Consider the following 18,483-nt stretch of genomic DNA (forward strand, 5'->3'; position numbering starts at 1 on the left):
AACAATTAATGTAGATTCAACTGTAGTTAGAACTACAGGTAATCAAACTTTAACAGGAATTAAAACATTTAACATAACAAATAATCCAGTAACTTTTGCAACTAATGAAAGTTTTCCTGATGGAAATATGCTTATTGATTTTAATGTTTGGAGGGGGTTTGACATCCGCCGGATAGGCTCTACTGCTGGTTCGGCAAGTTTAGTACTAAATAGTAGAGTTGGAGGAAATAGCTGGGCGTTTTCTCATCAAGGGAATTATTCTATGCAATTAGAAGCAGATAATAATCCTAGAGTATTTATATATCATGGTATTAATTTTCATCAAAGCGATTGGCGAGCTGTTCCTAACGATAGATGTTCAATACAAGTATACAACGGACAGACATATTTTACAAAGAGCTCAACTCTTTCTTCATCATCTGGAGTACATACTAGATTTAGAGTAGGAGACACAAATGTATCTTATATTAACGATAATGGAGACTACGTTAAAGGTAGCTCTGATCTTAAATTCAAAACACTTTTATCAAAACCAACTCTAGGGTTAAGCGAAATTAACGCATTGACAGTCACGTGGTTTAAGTATAATGAACTTGCAGCATTTCATGGCTTTAATCCAAGTACAGAACAATTTGGGTTAATTGCTCAAGAAGTACAAAATATATACCCTAACGCAGTTGAAGTGGTTAAAAATGACCATACAGATAGTCCTGAAGTTGACGACAAAAAAATAGATTACTTAACAATCATGTATGATAAACTGATACCATTAGTGATTGCGGCAATTCAGGAATTATCAGAAAAAATCGACAAATTGGAAAATATGCTAAACACTCAACAATAAATTAACAGATAATGCCTAATGCACTTGATATATCTGAAAGTAATTGGTTTAAAGTTTATGAACTTAATTTCAGGATAGAAGATGATAGCTACACGGTACTAAAAAATTACCTGACATTTCTGGCAGTAAATTTATCAGGATATTATTTGACGCTGACAGTGTACCCGTGTACTGGAAAATGGCAGGGTGGTTAAAATTTTACACATACAATGATGTGAAGCAGAATATGATGGTTAAACGTGAAATTATATGGCTTAATGAATATCAAATAATTGAATCACCGCCGTACAGCAATTTTTACGCTTCATTTTCTCCACTAGAAAGAATTAAATGGTTTACACTTCATTTTTGGAAATTAATATAAATGAACTTGGTAATAGTTGAATTAGGGTTAATTATTGTCGCGATTATTATCAGTATGTTCATTACGCATACAGGAAACCTAATTATTGAGAATAGGTTAGACGGTATCCAAAATAGCCTAAATTATTTGATTAGATATGTTAATGATTTTATGCCATCAACAGTTTGTAAAAAACAGTTAGAAGATAAAAAGCAATCACCCCCTCTTCCAATTAACAGAGATGATATTGATGATGATGGTTGGAGAAAACCCTAACACCTAACACCTAACCCAATAACTTAAATGGCCCCCTATGGTTTCTAACTGTAGGGGGTGCTTGCATATTTTTTGTTAACAGGAGTGCTGCAACAGGAGTGCTGGAAGTTTATATGAATGCTTGCCTCTAATTTACCCACAATAAACACCCTAAGCCAAAACCTTAACCCGTCTATTAGGGGTAATCATCCTGTGCGGAACCCAGTACCCCTATAAATTGGAGACTTGTCTAGCGGTATGTAGGTATCGGTTTCGATGGGGAATCAATTCCCTAGGATTATGTAGGTATCAGCGAGAGATGACGAAACAAGTTACCAGGTGAAAAGTTGTTTGGGGGTATCGGGTTGGTTCCGGTAGGAGATAGTTTAGATTATGCGATCGCATTTTGTTGGTAGTGAGTAGGCTCCTCAAGATTTCACCAATAATCTGGTTCCCTATGGGAGTCAGGTAGGCGGTCTGATATCGTTGTACATTGATAGGGGTATCGTTGTACATTGATAACCTAGTAGGTTCCCCTATGGGTTGTTTTTGAGCCATATCCTCCCCCTAACCGAAACAAGCACTATTGGGGAAACGAACGATGTGATAGCAGTCAATGGTTCGTTACGAACCGATAGGCTTGCCATTGACGGGTATCACGAGAGAGTTACCCTATCGGTGTTTGGTTAGGGGGGTGGTATGGGTATTTGACAGATTGATTAAGTTGTGCTTGTTGACTGAGTAATCATCCTATTGACAGAATTATTTTCCTATGCTAGGACTAGATTGTGAGTAACATTTGAGTAACTAGGCATAGTTATCGGGTTGAGTAATAACCCGCTATCGCTGTTAGGATAAGGGTTTATACTAAACTGGGGCGGAAGGATTCGAACCTCCGAATGGCGGGACCAAAACCCGCTGCCTTACCGCTTGGCGACGCCCCAATAATCTCTCAGCTTTATTATCATATCAATACTCACCCCGGTTTTGTCAAGTGTTTTGGGAAATTTTTTTTCAGCCCCTGATATCTACCAGACATCCAAAGCAATCAGAGGCTTTCCACTTTAATGAGTTTGCTTGAGTTCCGGGGGTGGTTCAATGGGAATCTGAATGGCAAAAGTGCAGCCCTCGCCTGGCTGTGAGATACATTTCAGGCTTCCTCCGTGCTTTTCAACAATAATCCGGTAACTAATTGATAGTCCCAGTCCGGTCCCCTTCCCAACGGGTTTAGTGGTAAAAAATGGATCAAACAGTCGATTTTTTAAATCATCGGGAATACCTGAGCCATTGTCATGAACCTGAATCAACACCTGTTTACTTTTGGATTCGGGAGGTTTGATGATCCCTTCTGAGGTGGTTTTGATTACATCAGAAGCGGGAAGGGGAAATAAGTTAGACCCAGAGCTAATGGATACGACTTCGGTGGTAATGGTGATTATACGGGGGTCTGTTTGGTTATCTAAAGCATCGATCGCATTGCTGAGAATATTCATAAACACCTGGTTAAGCTGTCCCGCATAACATTCCACCCTAGGAAGTTGACCATATTTTTTAACCACTTCAATACCAGAACTACTACCTTTTGCTTTCAGGCGGTTTTGCAGAATCAATAAAGTGCTATCAATACCCTCGTGAATATCCACCGGCTTCATGTCCGCCTCATCTAAACGGGAGAAGTTCCGCAGAGATACAACAATTTGGCGAATGCGATCGGCTCCCATTTCCATGGAAGACAGGATTTTCGGTAAATCCTCTACCAAAAAGTCTAGGTCAATCTCCTCTATGCGTTCTTGGATAACTTCCAGAGGTTCAGGATATTGTTCTTGATACAGTTCGACTAATTCCAGCATATCCTTAGTATAATCGCGGGCATAGGTGAGGTTGCCATAAATAAAATTCACCGGGTTATTAATTTCGTGGGCTACCCCCGCCACCATTTGTCCTAAACTAGACATTTTTTCACTTTGAATTAATTGTGACTCTTTTTGTTGCAAGTCCTGGAGAGCCTCGCTTAGGTGGAAGGCTTGAGTTTGGGCGGCTAAGGCGGCGGCTCTAGTTTGGGCGTAAAGTTCCGCTTGGTCAATGGCGATCGCTAATTGATCTACTACGGCTCGCAATAGTTCTACATCACTATCTATCCAATCGCGAGGATTATTATATTGATTACAGACCACAGCCCCCCGCTGTCCCGATCGCGTCTCCAGGGGTAGTAAAATTTCCGAAGCAATTCCCGCCTCCTCCAGTAACCCCCTGGTAGTTGCATCTAAAACGGTTGTATCTTGTAAATTATTAACCTGTACTGTTTCCCGCTTACAGATTTTATTAGCCAACCAGCCAATTTTATCCGAGGGGTAATCTTCTAAAACCTTTGATAAAGAAGGCGATCGCGATTCGTGAGTAATGGCAAAATTATGTCTGTTCGGTTGAGTGGGTAAATACCACAAAAAATGGCATTGGTCGATTTGTAGAACACTGCGGATCTCCTGAACTGCTGTTCCCAAAATTGTGTCAATATCTAGGGAATTGCGGATTTGACTAGCCAAGCGAAATAGTAAGGCTTCCCTACGGCTTTGCAATTCTTCGCGGGCTTTTACCCGGTCAATTCCCACAGCGATCGCATTAGCAATCCAACCTAGCACATCCTGAACTTGCGGAGATAATGGATTAGAACTACAAATAGCCATCATTCCCATTAACCGCCCTTCTACCACCAGTGGGACTTCTAAGGTTTGGTGAGAAACCTGTATTATTTGTTGAGACACTTGGGATAGTTCATGGTTCAATAGCTGCGGTGTGGGTGCTTTCAGGGTAACAATTCCCGCCCCGGCTTGTCTTTCGAGTTGATTAGTTTGATTGTTTATGGTCCATATCGATACCCCGGCGACCTGTAAATATTGATCCATTGCTTTCGCGCAACGATTCAGAATAGTTGGTATTGTGCCACCTTGTCCTAGGGCTTTCCCAACTTCGGCTTCTAGTAGAGAAAGGTGCGATCGCTCCCGCAGGATTTCTTCTGCTTGTTTGCGTTCAGTAATATCACGAGATATAGATACGATTTCTTGGATATCATTATTGTCATGATTGCGGATAGCGTGAGAAGTCGTTTCAAACCATATAAAACTACCATCAGAACGCCGAACTCGATAACTTACCGTATCCACATCAGAATCACTTAATAAGGTCTGGTGAGATTTCTGGATGCGCTCTATATCATCAGAGTGGAAAAATTTATAAGCCGAAATTCCTATTAATTCTTCAGGTTCATAACCTAGTAAATCTCGACAAGCTGGCGAGGCATAAAGATAAATCCCCTCAGCATCATGTCGGGAGATTAAGTCCGTAGCATGATCTGCTAACAGACGGTAGCGAGCTTCACTTTCTCGCAAAGCATCTTCCGACTGCTTCCGTTCGGTAATATCAGTTTGAATACCAATAAAATGGGTGAGTTTTCCTTGATGGTCTCGTACCGGAGAAATAGCTAGTTCATTCCAGAAGCAGCTACCATCTTTCCGATAATTTTTTAAGTTCACTTTACATCCTTTTTCTTGCTTGATGGCTCGTCTAATAATAGCAATTGAATCTCGATTAGTGTCTGGGCCTTGGAGAAACCTACAGTTTTGACCAACTACCTCTTCTTTAGTATACCCAGTTAGCTTTTCAAAACCTGCATTACAGTAAATAATTTGCAGATCATTGTTGCTGCTTTCCGAAATCACAATACCATTAGGACTAGCTTCGATCGCCCGCTGCAATAAATGCAACATTTCTTCCGACTGTTTCCGATTAGTAATATCAATCCCACAGCCTAATATATATTTGAGAGAGCCATCTGGATGCAGAATTGCACTATTTGACCAAGACACTAAATAGGCTTCTCCATCAGCTCCTTTCCACTGGTTCTCACACTGTCTAGGAAAATGACCCATCCTCATACTATTCGATTGCACATGATGAGATGATTGGGGCGGTTCGTCCAACTCAATGGCTGCTAAACCCCAATCAAATCCCTCCCACTCTTGATCAAAAATTGATAATCCTAAATCCTGAATCAATAAGCCCTCAACATCTCCGGCTTTATATCCCGTCAATTGTTCACAACTTTTATTAAAACGGACAATCTGACCCTGCGGATCAATCACCACTACTAGGGCGCTAATAGTATCTAAAACTCCATTGACAAAATCCCGTTCTTGGCGGACAATATCCCATACTTTTCGGCGTTCAGTGATGATAGTTTCCAGATGACTTAATTTCCCGTGCAGGTCGATTAATTGTCGGTGTAAATTAACTTGGTTAGCTACTTGACGACTGAGGGATTCTAGTGCTATAATCTGCTCAGGTGAAGGTTCCCAGTAATCATAATTCATTACTGATATCATCCCCAATTGATAGCCCTCTAGGGTAGTAATTGGAACACCCAGATAAGATTTTATAGGTTGGTCATTTTTGGCTATCGGGTGACTAGCGAGTTGGGGGTGAGTGCTGATATCTTCAATAATAATGGGTTCTGAGGTAGGACTTGCGGGCTCGGCACTGAGACTTCCACCACGATGATAGGCGATCGCATATCCGCAAAAATCTAAATAAATACTTATATCATCGGACAAGCCTATTTGAGCCTTCAGCCACTGATGAGTTTGGTCGATAAAGCTGATAAAAGCGATCGGTGCATTGGTAATGTGAATAGTTAGGCGAGTTATATCCTCAAAGGAAATGTCAGGGCTAATGCCGATCTGACGCAATACCCCACTTCCTAGGTCGAAAACTCGGCCGTTTAATCTGGACATAGTTTTACCTTAAATTTTACTGTCATATAATTATTCCCACTTCAGGGAAGAGACTGGCACAAAGCACGGATCAGTCTATAACAACGAGTCTGACTATCACAGACCTTAATTGAGAGGGGTAATACCAAACATCCGTATTTATTTTTTAACTCGCAACTGGCTTTAAATGGCTTGTCCAAAGTCTTAATGCCACACCGCAATTACCTTTAATTTAATCTTAACAAAAAAACAGCCTGTTCTTAGAAATTTGTCACTTGACTTAACAGGATGAATCACCCAAGGGTGAACATAACCATACGGTCATACTTAGAGTCACCCCCTCACCTCTATTAGGCATGATACCTAGGATGTAGGACTACTATCCCCACCTAAATCTACAAAAAATTGTTCAGATCAGGAACATCAACCCAAGTCCCTGTAACATTAGATTCATGGGTGAGATCCATTAGTAATTGAGAATAGACCCCCTCGCGCAAAGAAGGCACCAGGGACTCATGGCGTGAAATAGCTTCCATCCAGCGATCGACAACGCGCAAAAAGGCACAGATGCGACCATCATCATGAGTTTTGGGAAACTGCAAATTATCGGGAATGGCAATTTCTGCCAAATCTTCCCCGGCTTTACTTCCCCACAATTTGAAACCGTGGATATAGTCTTTTTGGTTGTCGCTACCGAGAATTAATGTTCCATCACTACCATAGACTTCTACCCAGTGTCCCCGTCCCCAGAATGTGCAAGAACTCAAACATACCTGACAGGGGGTTCCGTCGGCTAACTCCAAGATTAAATTACAGGTATCATCGGCATCTACAGCCTTGAGTTTGCCTCCTTCAGCCGGCTCAGGGCGTTGGGCTATGGTTGTGCTTAACTGTCCGCACAGGCGGCTTATCGGACCAAATAGCCAGTGTATATAGTCGAAACTGTGGGAACCGATCGCCCCTAAAGCACCGCCGCCCTTTTGTTTCTGAGCATACCAGTTCCAGGCCCTTGACGCATCGGCGCGACTGGACACTAACCAATCAATCTTGACTAGCCTGGGTTGTCCGACATATCCCTGTCGCAGTAGTTTTTCTAATTGCAGCCATTGCGGGACAAAGCGAAATTCAAAATCCATGGTGGTGACACAGTTTTTGTCTTTAGCCAGTTGATAAAGGTATTTTGCCTCCTCAACATTAAGAGTGGTGGGTTTTTCTAATAACAGATGTTTCCCAGCGTGGAGGACTTCTTTGGCCATCTCAAAGTGTAGGAATGGGGGGGTGGCGATGGTCACAGCCCCGACTTCTGGTATAGTGACCATTTGACTAACCTGATCGCTGGCGTGGGGGATGTTATGTTCAGATGCGATCGCCTTGGCTTTGTCTATGTCTCGATGGTAAACTGCTATAATCTCCGTGCGGGGGTGTTCCTTGAAGGCGGGAATGTGGACTTTTTGACCAAATCCCGTCCCGATTACGGCAATACCAATTTTATTTGCGGTCATAACTTACTCGTTCCGATCATCTATCCTAACTGCGATCGTAGCACTGTTAGTTAACTATTGTTACCCGGTGGACTGCTAATCATGGTCAACAACTATTGTTAACAGGCGATCGCCGAGGGTGAATTGATCAAGGTCGTTGCTACTAGCCAAAAAGCTAACCTAATTTCACCAAAGTTAATTATAACCATGGTCAAAAATCTCCAAGTGTGTTATAATAGGAATGGCGGCGAAAAATAGTTTTTTCCCGTGCATTAAATCAATTAATTTTCCCAACTCCAATCAACAATGGGTCTTGTGTTTAACCAAGGCTTTGCTTGTCGTTTTCCTTTAACATTGGTGATAAGGCTATACTGTTGTAAAATCTGTTCAGCGATCAGGCAGTTTGAGAAGGTGAAATTGGGCAATAAATCGATTCCCGATCCGGGTAATATTAATGGGGTATATCGGATTAGGTGCGATCGCGCCACTTTGGCTTTATTATGGTTCTTAGGTGGGCTGCTGTTGTGGTTATGTCCATCTGCGGCGTGGGCGGGTTCATTAAGCGATCGCTTAGGTGAGTTTCCCCACTGGAAAGGAAAACCCGCCTTGAGTGAGGCGAGGGGAGATTTAGTTTACCCAGAGTGGATGGCCGGACAATGGGATGTCACCAGTACCCTAGTGGAAGCGATCGCCCCCCTAGCACCGGATCTGGTAACTCCTGGTTTCCAGGGAAATCTTGGCTATCTCAATCAACCCATAAGTTTTCGAGTCCGGTTTAGGGAGATGAAATCAGCGCCTATATCCTCCGTGTTATCTCCGGTTCCCCGGTTGAAGTTAGAGGAAAAACTCTATCCTGAGATAGTAGCCGATCGCTCTGGTAATGGGTTAAATATTGCTAAGGCTATATTAGGCGATCGGGGGGTGATATCCGTACAGGTTGACCCCAATAATCCCAACCGCCAAATTACTAAATTTCCAGGCGATCGTAGCTTGATATCTGTGGTAACCAGTCGCGGAACAGAAACACCATCACCAGGAGAATTTATCGCCTCAGAAATCGCCCAGCAGATATTTGAGGGAGAATTTACCCTATATCTAAATGAGGTAGAAACAACCACCGCTTATCGACAGGAGAAACACGGGATAGTAGCTGATCAGATTACAGCAATTTACCTATCCCCACAAGATCCTAATTACTTTCAAGCCGCCGGACATTCCGTCGCCCTTTATCGCTATCAACTAATGTTACAACCACTTACCAATCAGGGGGATTAATTATCTATGAAATTTAATTTGGGCTGTCAGCTAAATTATGAGATTTATAGCGATAGCACCTTGATTTTCAATATTGCCGTTTGCAATAACCGATTTCAACAGATCCTCCAAGAAGACCTACACATTGCACCTGATGTCGATATAGATGAATATATTTCCCCAGAACTAGAAAACCGATACATTAGGGTTAATTCACCTCCCGGAAATTTGGAAGTATCTTATCAAGCTACAGTGGAATTCAAACCCTTTGAAGAACACCCACAGGATATTCCCGAAGTTCCTCCAGCTAAATTGCCTTTAGATGTGTTACCCTATTTATATCCTAGCCGCTATTGCGAGTCCGATCGCTTGATGCGGTTCGCCCAGACTGAGTTTGGTGATTTAGTTCCTGACTATTCGCGGGTGACAGCTATGTGTAATTGGATTTATGAAAATGTCACTTATTTATCAGGGAGTACCAACGCCCATACCTCCGCTTTTGATACCGCCACCGAAAGGGCGGGAGTTTGTCGGGATTTTGCCCATTTAGGTATTGCTTTCTGTCGGTCTTTGAATATTCCGGCGCGGTTTGTGACTGGCTATGCTTATGATTTGCAACCGCCAGATTTTCATGCCTATTTTGAGGCTTATTTAGGCGATCGCTGGTATTTGTTTGATGCGACTCGTTTAGTTCCCCGGACGGGGTTGATCCGCATTGGGACCGGAAGAGATGCAGCCGATGTTTCTTTTGCTACCATTTTCGGGTCAGTCTTTATGTCGAAAATGGAGTTATTTGTTGATTGTATCAGTCCCGGCGAATGTCCTATATATACTGAGGAGGCGATCGCCTTTTTGGAGTAGTCAACATCAGATTACGCTAATATGAGAGCATGGTGCGAAACGTTCAGGCATCAAATAGGATTGCAATGCCCGAAATAACTGCCTGGTGAGGACTTCAACCCCCTGGTTGAATATAAGGAGCGCACTCCTGACCATCCTCATAACTGTTATATGTCCCGACGTTTGGAAAATACAAACAAGGCAGGGAACTCAAGGTCATAAACAAACTGAGAAATCAGGGAGTAGAGAGTAACGGCGATAGCCACCCCCAGTTTTGGGAATCACAACCCCAGGATTGAAGCGGGGAACGGAAGGCGTGAGGGAAAACCTATTCCCAAAAATCTGACCACTGCCAACCATCCATGACTAAGGAAATCTGAATGCTCCGAATTGAACCATCGTCAACACTAAGCAGCGAAATAGGTTGATACGCTGCGTTCAAAAGAACAAGGGGAAAGTAGGGTAATCATGACATCACCTACACAGACCTTTTTAAGTACCCCGGTGGATAGGACAAGTCTAAAGATGGAATGCCCATATAAATGGAACGTTATAACCCCTTTTAGGCTCTGATAATCTGGTCGAGAGAGTCAGTAGTAAAAAGTGTAAGCGTAAGCCTATTAGGGGGTGAGATGTGACCAGAAGCCAACGCCAGACTGTAATAGTAGGGATATGCTAACGGGTCACGGTTTGACTGTAAAGAATAGAGTCTAGTAGGAGTTACTATGACGAAAGCGAGTTTAAAGAAAGGATTTGAGAAATCAAAGCCAATCAAGACGTGCGTTTGTATGGAAATAAACTCCATGGGCAAAAGTTCAGAGAAAAGTTTTCAAGCTCCAAAAGAGGATATTTCAAGCAGCTAAATCGGGACAGGACGCAAAGGCACGAAGGTGGCAACGTCTATTGGTGAAGTCATATTATGCCCGGCTCCTAGCAGTGCGGCGAGTGACCCAGGATAATCAAGGCAAGAAAACGGCTGGAGTTGATGGAATGAGAGCAATCTCTCCAAGACAAAGGTTTGAACTTGTGGAGAATATTAAGGGAAACCTCAAAGCAAAACCACTACGACGGGTGTGGATTCCAAAACCCGGCAGGGATGAAAAAAGCGGGAATGGGAATACCCACAATCCAAGACAGAGCGAGGCAAGCCTTGGTCAATTCGGCTCTTGAACCTGAATGGGAATCAAGATTTGAAAACAATAGCTATGGGTTCCGTCCTGGTCGGTCTACCCACGATGCAATATCCAGAATCTTTCAGAGTATCAACAAAGGAGGTTATTATATTCTGGATGCAGATATAGCAAAATGTTTTGACCGAATAAACCATGATTATCTACTATCCAAAATTCATTGTCCAAGCAGCCTAAAGAGAGACCTGAAACAATGGCTCAAAGCAGGTGTGCTAGATAACGGTGTATTTGAGGATACAGAAACAGGGACACCCCAAGGAGGGGTAATAAGTCCAATACTCGCCAACATCGCACTGTTGGGCATGGTTAGGTTCATAGAAAAACTGTACCCTAAGAAAGCAAACGTAGTACAAGCTACTGTTATAAGATACGCCGATGATTTCGTAGTGATATCTCCATCACTAGAGATTATTGAACAGTGCAAAATTGCTATTTCCGAATGGTTAAAACCTGTAGGATTAGAAATAAAACCTGAAAAGACTCGAATATGCCACACGCTCAATCCTATTGAGTACAACGGCAAAGCAGAGGAACCAGGGTTCGATTTTCTGGGATTCAATATTAGGCAATATCCAGTCGGCAAATATAAAGCTGGAAAACATGGGGGAAGAAGAAAAGGAGGCTTCTTATGCAACAAAACCCCCCACAAAAAGTTAAGATTCAAAACTCACATAAAACCCAGCAACAAAGCAGTTAAAGCCCACATTGAAGTGATTAAGGGTGTAATAAAACAATATAAAACAGCACCCCAATCAGCCTTGATAAGTAGACTAAACCCGATTATTCGGGGATGGTCAAATTATTATTCATCAGTAGTCTCAACAGAGACCTTCAATAAGCTAGACCAAACAATCTGGCTAATGTTAAGGGCATGGACAGTATCAAGATGCGGAAAGGCAAGTTATGAAAAGCTAAGAAACTATTTCCAACAAGGGAAGGTTAAACTTAGTAATGGGAAAGAAAGACATGAAACTTGGTTATTCAAATCCAAAGACGGAATTACCCTATGGAAGCATAGCTACACTCCGATTGTCAGACATACCCTAATAAGCTCTGACGCAACACCATACGACGGAAACTGGACTTACTGGGCAACCAGGAAAGGACAAGCAATTGGAACACCAAACAGGGTAGCAAAACTACTCAAAAAGCAAAAAGGCAGGTGTACTTGGTGTGGACAGTATTTCGCACCATCAGATTTAGTTGAAGTAGACCACATTGTACCTCGAAGTTTAGGCGGAAAGGATGAATACAAGAACCTTCAACTATTACATCGCCACACCCGCGATGATAAGACGGCATTAGACAACGCTAAAGCTGTATCCTTAACAATGGAACAATCAGACTAGGAGCCGTGTGAGGTGAAAGTCTCACGCACGATTCTGAATGGGAGGGAATGGAGGCGACTCCATTCTCGACCCCTAATATTTCATCTCAAATTAGGTTAACATTTTACGGCAATACGGTATAAGAAGCGAGAATAGGTGCGAGACGTTTAGGAATCAAATAAGGCTGCAATGCCTGAAATAACCTCCTAGTGGGATTTTCACCCCTTGATGAAATATAAGGGACTCGTACTCTGACCATCCCATAACTGTTTATATGTCCCAACGTTTGTATAGAAATATACAAAACAAGGCAGGGAACCCAAGGTCAAAACGAACTTACTCATACAAATTCCTTATAGGAAGCCCAGAAATGGATAAGTAAAATCAGGAAATTAGGGTAACGGCGATAGCCACCCCCAGTTTTGGGAATCACAACCCCAGGATTGAAGCGGGGAACGGAAGGCTCCGAGGTGTAACCCAACACCAGAACCGAGACCACTGCCAACCATCCATGATTAGGGAAACCGAATGTCCGGCTTGAACCATCGTCATTGTTAAGTAGCGAAACAGGTTGATACGCTGCGCTCAAAAGAGTAAGGGGAAAAGTAGGGGCTTCTATTCACTACCTACACAGACCTTTAAAAGTACCCCGGTGGAAAGGACAAATCTAAAGATGGAATGCCCATATAAACGGAACGTTTTAAGTCCTCCTGGACTCTGATTATCTGGTCGAGATATCAGTAGGGATAAGTGTAACCGCAAGTCCTAGAGGATGTGAGATGTGACCAAAAGCCAACGCCCTACTGTAATGGAAGGGATATGCTAACAGGTCACGGTTTGATTGTAAAGAAATAGAGCCTAGTAGGTGTACAAATGGCGATAGCGAGTTTAAAGAAAGGGTTTGGGAAACCAAAACCAATCAAGACTACGAACAACGCATGGAAGGCAATCCCATGGACTAAGGTTCAACGGAAAGTTTTCAAGCTCCAAAAGAGTATATTTCAAGCAGCTAAATCGGGACAGGATGCAAAGGTAAGAAGGTGGCAACGTCTATTGGTGAAATCATATTATGCCCGGCTCCTAGCAGTGCGACGAGTAACCCAAGATAATCAAGGCAAGAAAACAGCCGGAATCGATGGAGTAAGAGCAATCTCTCCAAGACAAAGGTTAGAACTTGTCAAAAACATTAAGGGAAATCTCAAACCAAAACCACTGCGAAGGGTGTGGATTCCAAAACCTGGTAGGGATGAAAAAAGCTGGAATAGGCATACCCACAATCCAAGACAGAGCAAGGCAAGCCTTGGTTAAGTCGGCTCTCGAACCTGAATGGGAATCGAGATTTGAGGGCACGAGCTATGGGTTCCGACCCGGACGGTCAGCACAAGATGCAATAAGTAGAATATATATTGCCATAAATCAAGGACAATACTATGTTCTTGATGCTGATATAGCAAAATGCTCTTACCGTGAACCATGATTACCTATTGTCCAAAATTCATTGTCCAAGCAGCTTGAAGAGAGACCTGAAACAATGGCTCAAAGCTGGCGTGCTAGATAACGGTGTATTTGAGGATACAGAAGCAGGGACACCCCAAGGAGGGGTAATAAGTCCAATACTCGCCAACATCGCACTGTTGGGTATGATTAGGTTAATTGAAAAACTGTATCCCAAGAAAACAGACAATCGCCCTTATGCGAACGTTATAAGATATGCCGATGATTTTGTGGTCATATCCAAAGACCTAGGAATCATTGAACAGTGCAAGACTGCTATTTCTGAATGGCTAAAACCTGTAGGATTAGAAATAAAACCTGAAAAGACTCGAATCTGTCATACACTCAAAACTATTGAGTATGACGGTAAGACTGAGGAACCTGGGTTTGATTTTCTAGGATTCAATATCAGGCAATACCCAGCAGGAAAATATAAATCTGGGAAAACAGGTGGGAAAGTAAGCCGATTAATCGGTCACAAAACCCATATAAAACCCAGCCAAAAAGCAGTCAAAGCCCACACAGAAGCGATAAAAGGTGTAATCAAGCAACATAAAGCAACACCTCAGTCAGCCCTGATTAGTAAACTAAACCTGATTATTCGGGGATGGTCAAATTATTATTCAGCGGTAGTCTCAACAGAGACCTTCAATAAGCTAGACAAAACAGTCTGGCAAATGTTAAGGGCATGGACAGTATCAAGATGCGGAAAGGCAAGTTACGAAAAACTAAGTAATTATTTCAGACATGGAACAATTAAACTTAGCAATGGGAAAGAAAGACACGAAAATTGGCTGTTTCAAACCAAAGATGGGTTACATCTGTTTAAACACAACTGGACTCCAATTGTCAGACATACCCTAATACGCCCTGACGCAACACCTTATGACGGAAATTGGACTTACTGGGCAACCAGGAAAGGACAAGCAATCGACACGCCAATTAGGGTAGCAAAACTACTCAAAAAGCAAAAAGGTAGATGTACCTGGTGTGGACAATTCTTTACCCCATCAGATATAATTGAAGTAGACCACATTGTACCTAGAAGCCATGGCGGAAAGGATGAATACAAGAATATTCAATTATTACATCGCCATTGTCACGACAATAAAACAGCTCTTGATGAAGAGATGATGCTGTACTCTTAACAAGGAGACGGTCAAATTAGGAGCCGTATGAGGTGAAAGTCTCAAGTACGGTTCTGTATGGGAGGGGGAGATGGCGACATCTCTCTCGACCCCTACTTGCGAGACGTTTAGGAGTCAAATAAGGCTGCAATGCCTGAAATAACGTCCTAGTGGGACTTGCACCCCTTGGTGGAATATAAGGGATTCGCACCCCTGACCATCCCATAACTGTTTATATGTCCCGACGCTTGGAGAAATCTAAGCAAGGCAGGGGACTCAAGGTCATAAACCAACTGAGAAATCAGGGCGTTGAGAGTAACGGCGATGTGCGAGACGTTTAGGAGTGAAATAGGGCTGCAATGCCTTAAATAACCTCCTAGTGGGACTTCCACCCCTTGGTGGAATATAAGGGATTCGCACCCCTGACCATCCCATAACTATCTATGTGTCTCAACATCTGGCTTCGACAACCAGATAAGGCAGAGAGACTCAAGGTCAAGACTGAGCGAAAAAAAGAGGGGAGTTGTGAACCCCTTGAGTATAACGTAAGGTTGAGAGTAACGGCGATAGCCACCCCCAGTTTTGGGAATCATAACCCCAGGATTGAAGCGGGGAACGGAAGGCGTGAAGTAGAACCTACTACCAGAGGCGACCACTGCCAACCATCCATGATTAGGGAAACCGAATGTCCGGCTTGAACCATCGTAATACTCTAGTAGCGAAATAGGTTGATACGCTGCGCTCAAAAGAGCACGGGGAAAAGAAGGGGTATATTACCACCACCTTCACAGACCTTTAAAGTACCCCGGTGGATAGGACGAATCTAAAGATGGAATGCCCGCATAGATGGAACGTTTAAACCCCTCATTGGCTCTCAAGTGGCAGGATGTACTTGTGGAGTAGCGAAAAGTGTAAGCGTATGCCTTTAAGGGAAAAGGATGTGACTGAAAGCTAATGCCTAACTGTAATGGTTAGGATATGCCCACTAGTCACGGTGTGGATATAGAGACCACAACAACTAAGAGTGTTATGACGAAAACGAGTTAATGACTACGTGTGTATATAGCTCCGAAAGTTGAGGTCATAAAGCAGGGGGTTGTAGCCCTGTTCCCACTGACAAAGGGGTATTCACATCAGGAGCCGTATGAGATGAAAGTCTCAAGTACGGTTTTGAAGTGGAGTCGGGGAAGGTGACTTCCCTTTCGACCATAACAGCCACCCCCAGTTTGAGGAATCACAACCCGTCAGATTGAAGGGGGGAACGAAAGGCGTGAGGGAAACCTATTCCCAATAATCCGACCACTGCCAACCATCCATGACTAAGGAAATCTGAATGTTCCGGCTTGAACCATCGTAATTATTAAGTAGCGAAATAGGTTGATACGCTGCGCTCAAAAGAGCAAGGGGAAAAGTAGGAGTTTTCATCCACTACCTACACAGACCTTTAAAATTACCCCGGTGGACAGGACAAGTCTAAAGATGGAATGCCCGTATAAACGGAACGTTTAAACCCCTCATAGGTTCTCAGCAGGATGTAACTGCACAGTAGTGAAAAGTGTAAGCGTATGCCTTTAAGGGGAAAGGATGTGACTGAAAGCTAATGCCTAACTGTAATGGTTAGGATATGCCCACTAGTCACGGTGTGGATATAGAGACTGCGACAAATAAGAGTGTTTATGACGAGAGCGAGTTTAAAGACTACGATGTTGTATTTAGCTCCAAAAGTTGAAGTCACAAAGCAGGGAGTTGTTGCCCTGTTCCCGATGTCAAAAGGGGTATCTACATCAGGAGCCGTATGAGGTGAAAGTCTCAAGTACGGTTTGGAATTGGAGTTGGGGAAGGTGACTTCCCTTTCGACCATAACGTTGAGGATAAACCTATTGCCAGATATGTCAAACCCAAGGAAGCGGCCTAAATCCTTGGAGTCCATGAAAGAACACTCCGCAGATGGGACGAAAATGGCTCAATCGAGACCATCAGAACCCCCGCTGGGCAACGACGATACAACGTTGAGTCATATACTGCTGCCAAATCAGGCAGTGACAAACGCAAAGTCGTTATCTATGCCAGAGTTAGTAGCCGCGCCCAGCAGTCCGACCTCAACCGACAGGTGGCCGCACTGTCCAACCTCTACCCCGAAGCAGAAGTCGTCTCCGAAATCGGAGGCGGGCTCAACTTCAAGGGAAAGAAAATGCTGGCCTGACTGGGACAAGTCTTGTCAGGAGATGTCCGCATGGTTGTCGTTGCCCACCCAGACCGATTGGCCAGATTTGGATGGGACTTGTTTCGATGTCTCTGTGAGCAAAACAGGTGCTCACTCATGGTTCTCAACGAGACAAGTCTCAGTCGAGAACCAGAAATGGTTGAGGACATCCTCCACTGCTTCAGTTCCCGATTATACGGACGGAGTCAATATAAAACTCAGGTCAAAGAAGATCCGGATTTACCCCAGCCTAGAGCTAAATCAAGTCTGGCGCAAATGGCTGGCTGCTTGTCGGTATTGCTACAACCAAGCAATTGCATTATCCCGGAGTGCTAAACGACTAAGCAAGTTAAAGTTACGCTGCGGAAGTGATGCAGAGTGACTTACCCGAATGGGTCAAAGAAACACCCGGCCATATTCGGCAAAATGCCATCTTTGATGCCGATCAGGCTTTGACCGCCAGTCCTGATGCAAGGTTTAGAAGTTGTCGTGACAGCTCTCAAGGGATTAAGTTCAATAATACTAATTTCTCTTCAGGGAGTTGGTATCCAAGACTCACGAAAGGATTAACTTTCATGGTTTCCTAAGCTATCCCTAAAACTTGCGGGCAAGGGACTCAGTTGGTGTTTACCAAAGGTCGATGGTTGGCGATTTTCCCTGAACCAGTTGCCGTTACCCCAACTGAAGCGAATGGCGTGATTGCATTAGACCGGGGTGTCCGAACTTTCATAACTGGGTTTGATGGCTCTCGGTTTCTGGAATTGGGCTCCGGAGATATAGGACGCATTACTAGGTTATGTCAACATTTGGATGATTTGATGAGCCGAATCGCCAAGGAACTTAATCGTTCACGGCGACGCCGGATGAGGCAAGCGGCTCAACGAATGAGAACTAAAATCCGGAATTTAGTGGATGAGGCCCACAAGCAAATTGCTCATTACTTGACTAATGACTACAGCATAATTTTTCTGCCGACCTTCGAGACTTCCAACATGGTTGCCAAAGCCAAGCGGAAAATCAAATCCAAGACTGCCCGCGCCATGCTGACATGGGCGCATTATCGATTCAAACTAACCCTGAGACATCAAGGGGAAATAACTGGAACCACAGTTGTAGATGTGACGGAAGAATACACCAGCAAAACCTGTACTCACTGTGGTAATATGCATTCCCAGCTAGGTGGCTCAAAAGTGTTCCGATGTCCTGAGTGTGGGTTCACTCTACCCAGGGACTGGAACGGTGCTTTTGGAATCTTTCTAAAAGCTTTGCGGGATACCGCCTCTGTTACCTTAACGGGTAATAGTGCTATCGTCGCATTGTCAGGCAATAGCCGGATAAATGTCGCGTAAATGTATCAG

Annotated in this window: 12 protein-coding genes, 1 tRNA gene and 3 pseudogenes; 12 read left to right on the forward strand and 4 right to left on the reverse strand. The window is 43.5% G+C overall.

The genetic code is table 11. The features are described from left to right. The first annotated feature begins 127 nt into the window (after positions 1–127). The 3 genes from N39L_RS25515 to N39L_RS25525 all read left to right on the forward strand — a co-directional run bounded on the left by N39L_RS25515 (position 128) and on the right by N39L_RS25525 (position 1,463). Complete coding sequence (locus N39L_RS25515; protein ID WP_014276099.1) at positions 128–844, forward strand: tail fiber domain-containing protein; 717 nt, start codon at positions 128–130, stop codon at positions 842–844. A gap of 11 nt (positions 845–855) precedes the next feature. Further along, on the forward strand, positions 856–1,038 hold the full coding sequence (locus tag N39L_RS25520) for a hypothetical protein (RefSeq protein ID WP_126277469.1): 183 nt from the start codon (positions 856–858) through the stop codon (positions 1,036–1,038). 170 nt (positions 1,039–1,208) lie between these two features. Further along, complete coding sequence (locus N39L_RS25525) at positions 1,209–1,463, forward strand: hypothetical protein (RefSeq protein WP_014274322.1); 255 nt, start codon at positions 1,209–1,211, stop codon at positions 1,461–1,463. Positions 1,464–1,751: 288 nt separating this feature from the next. On the opposite strand, the gene N39L_RS25530 is transcribed toward N39L_RS25525, so the two are convergent. The 4 genes from N39L_RS25530 to N39L_RS25545 form a co-directional block, all read right to left on the reverse strand. Then, entirely contained in the window at positions 1,752–2,000 is a 249-nt protein-coding gene (locus N39L_RS25530; RefSeq protein ID WP_014276749.1) for a hypothetical protein, read from the reverse strand. 314 nt (positions 2,001–2,314) lie between these two features. After that, positions 2,315–2,386, reverse strand: a tRNA-Gln gene (locus tag N39L_RS25535). 120 nt (positions 2,387–2,506) lie between these two features. Next, entirely contained in the window at positions 2,507–6,229 is a 3,723-nt protein-coding gene (locus N39L_RS25540) for a PAS domain S-box protein (protein ID WP_014276750.1), read from the reverse strand. Positions 6,230–6,603: 374 nt separating this feature from the next. Next, the gene (locus N39L_RS25545) at positions 6,604–7,710 is read right to left on the reverse strand and encodes a Gfo/Idh/MocA family protein (RefSeq protein ID WP_014276751.1); all 1,107 of its coding nucleotides are present in this window, start codon (positions 7,708–7,710) and stop codon (positions 6,604–6,606) included. 390 nt (positions 7,711–8,100) lie between these two features. On the opposite strand from N39L_RS25545, the gene N39L_RS25550 reads away from it, so the two are divergent. From N39L_RS25550 to N39L_RS25610, 9 genes and pseudogenes are all read left to right on the forward strand, one after another. Next, a complete protein-coding gene (locus tag N39L_RS25550; RefSeq protein WP_014276752.1) occupies positions 8,101–8,964 on the forward strand; it encodes a DUF6816 family protein in 864 nt (287 codons plus the stop codon). A gap of 6 nt (positions 8,965–8,970) precedes the next feature. Next, positions 8,971–9,804, forward strand: coding sequence for a transglutaminase-like domain-containing protein (locus tag N39L_RS25555; protein WP_014276753.1), 834 nt, complete (start codon positions 8,971–8,973; stop codon positions 9,802–9,804). A gap of 704 nt (positions 9,805–10,508) precedes the next feature. Continuing rightward, positions 10,509–12,322 (forward strand): annotated as a pseudogene (ltrA, locus tag N39L_RS25570) (group II intron reverse transcriptase/maturase). Between the two features lie 852 nt (positions 12,323–13,174). Further along, a pseudogene (gene ltrA, locus N39L_RS25585) lies at positions 13,175–14,943 on the forward strand (group II intron reverse transcriptase/maturase). A gap of 422 nt (positions 14,944–15,365) precedes the next feature. Further along, entirely contained in the window at positions 15,366–15,620 is a 255-nt protein-coding gene (locus tag N39L_RS25590) for a hypothetical protein (RefSeq protein WP_035735762.1), read from the forward strand. Positions 15,621–16,837: 1,217 nt separating this feature from the next. Continuing rightward, a pseudogene (locus N39L_RS25595) lies at positions 16,838–17,368 on the forward strand (IS607 family transposase); the annotation flags it as partial. Next, on the forward strand, positions 17,286–17,507 hold the full coding sequence (locus N39L_RS25600; protein WP_126277534.1) for a helix-turn-helix domain-containing protein: 222 nt from the start codon (positions 17,286–17,288) through the stop codon (positions 17,505–17,507). The pseudogene N39L_RS25595 and the gene N39L_RS25600, both read left to right, overlap by 83 nt. After that, positions 17,497–17,712, forward strand: a complete 216-nt coding sequence (locus N39L_RS25605) for a hypothetical protein (protein WP_014276758.1) — start codon at positions 17,497–17,499, stop codon at positions 17,710–17,712. Before N39L_RS25600 ends, N39L_RS25605 begins: the two co-directional genes overlap by 11 nt. Before the next feature lie 36 nt (positions 17,713–17,748). Beyond that, the gene (locus N39L_RS25610; protein ID WP_081471240.1) at positions 17,749–18,474 is read left to right on the forward strand and encodes an RNA-guided endonuclease TnpB family protein; all 726 of its coding nucleotides are present in this window, start codon (positions 17,749–17,751) and stop codon (positions 18,472–18,474) included. Positions 18,475–18,483 lie beyond the last annotated feature (9 nt).

Origin of the sequence: Limnospira platensis NIES-39 (genome assembly GCF_026000695.1) — a bacterium.
Lineage (GTDB): Bacteria > Cyanobacteriota > Cyanobacteriia > Cyanobacteriales > Microcoleaceae > Limnospira > Limnospira platensis.

Coding starts and splice junctions, on each gene's coding strand:
- N39L_RS25530 (WP_014276749.1), bottom strand. CDS start 2,000: ATGGCTCAAAAACAACCCATAGGGGAACCTACTAGGTTATCAATGTAC.
- N39L_RS25540 (WP_014276750.1), bottom strand. CDS start 6,229: ATGTCCAGATTAAACGGCCGAGTTTTCGACCTAGGAAGTGGGGTATTG.
- N39L_RS25545 (WP_014276751.1), bottom strand. CDS start 7,710: ATGACCGCAAATAAAATTGGTATTGCCGTAATCGGGACGGGATTTGGT.
- N39L_RS25515 (WP_014276099.1), top strand. CDS start 128: ATGCTTATTGATTTTAATGTTTGGAGGGGGTTTGACATCCGCCGGATA.
- N39L_RS25525 (WP_014274322.1), top strand. CDS start 1,209: ATGAACTTGGTAATAGTTGAATTAGGGTTAATTATTGTCGCGATTATT.
- N39L_RS25520 (WP_126277469.1), top strand. CDS start 856: ATGCCTAATGCACTTGATATATCTGAAAGTAATTGGTTTAAAGTTTAT.
- N39L_RS25555 (WP_014276753.1), top strand. CDS start 8,971: ATGAAATTTAATTTGGGCTGTCAGCTAAATTATGAGATTTATAGCGAT.
- N39L_RS25605 (WP_014276758.1), top strand. CDS start 17,497: ATGCAGAGTGACTTACCCGAATGGGTCAAAGAAACACCCGGCCATATT.
- N39L_RS25590 (WP_035735762.1), top strand. CDS start 15,366: ATGTGTCTCAACATCTGGCTTCGACAACCAGATAAGGCAGAGAGACTC.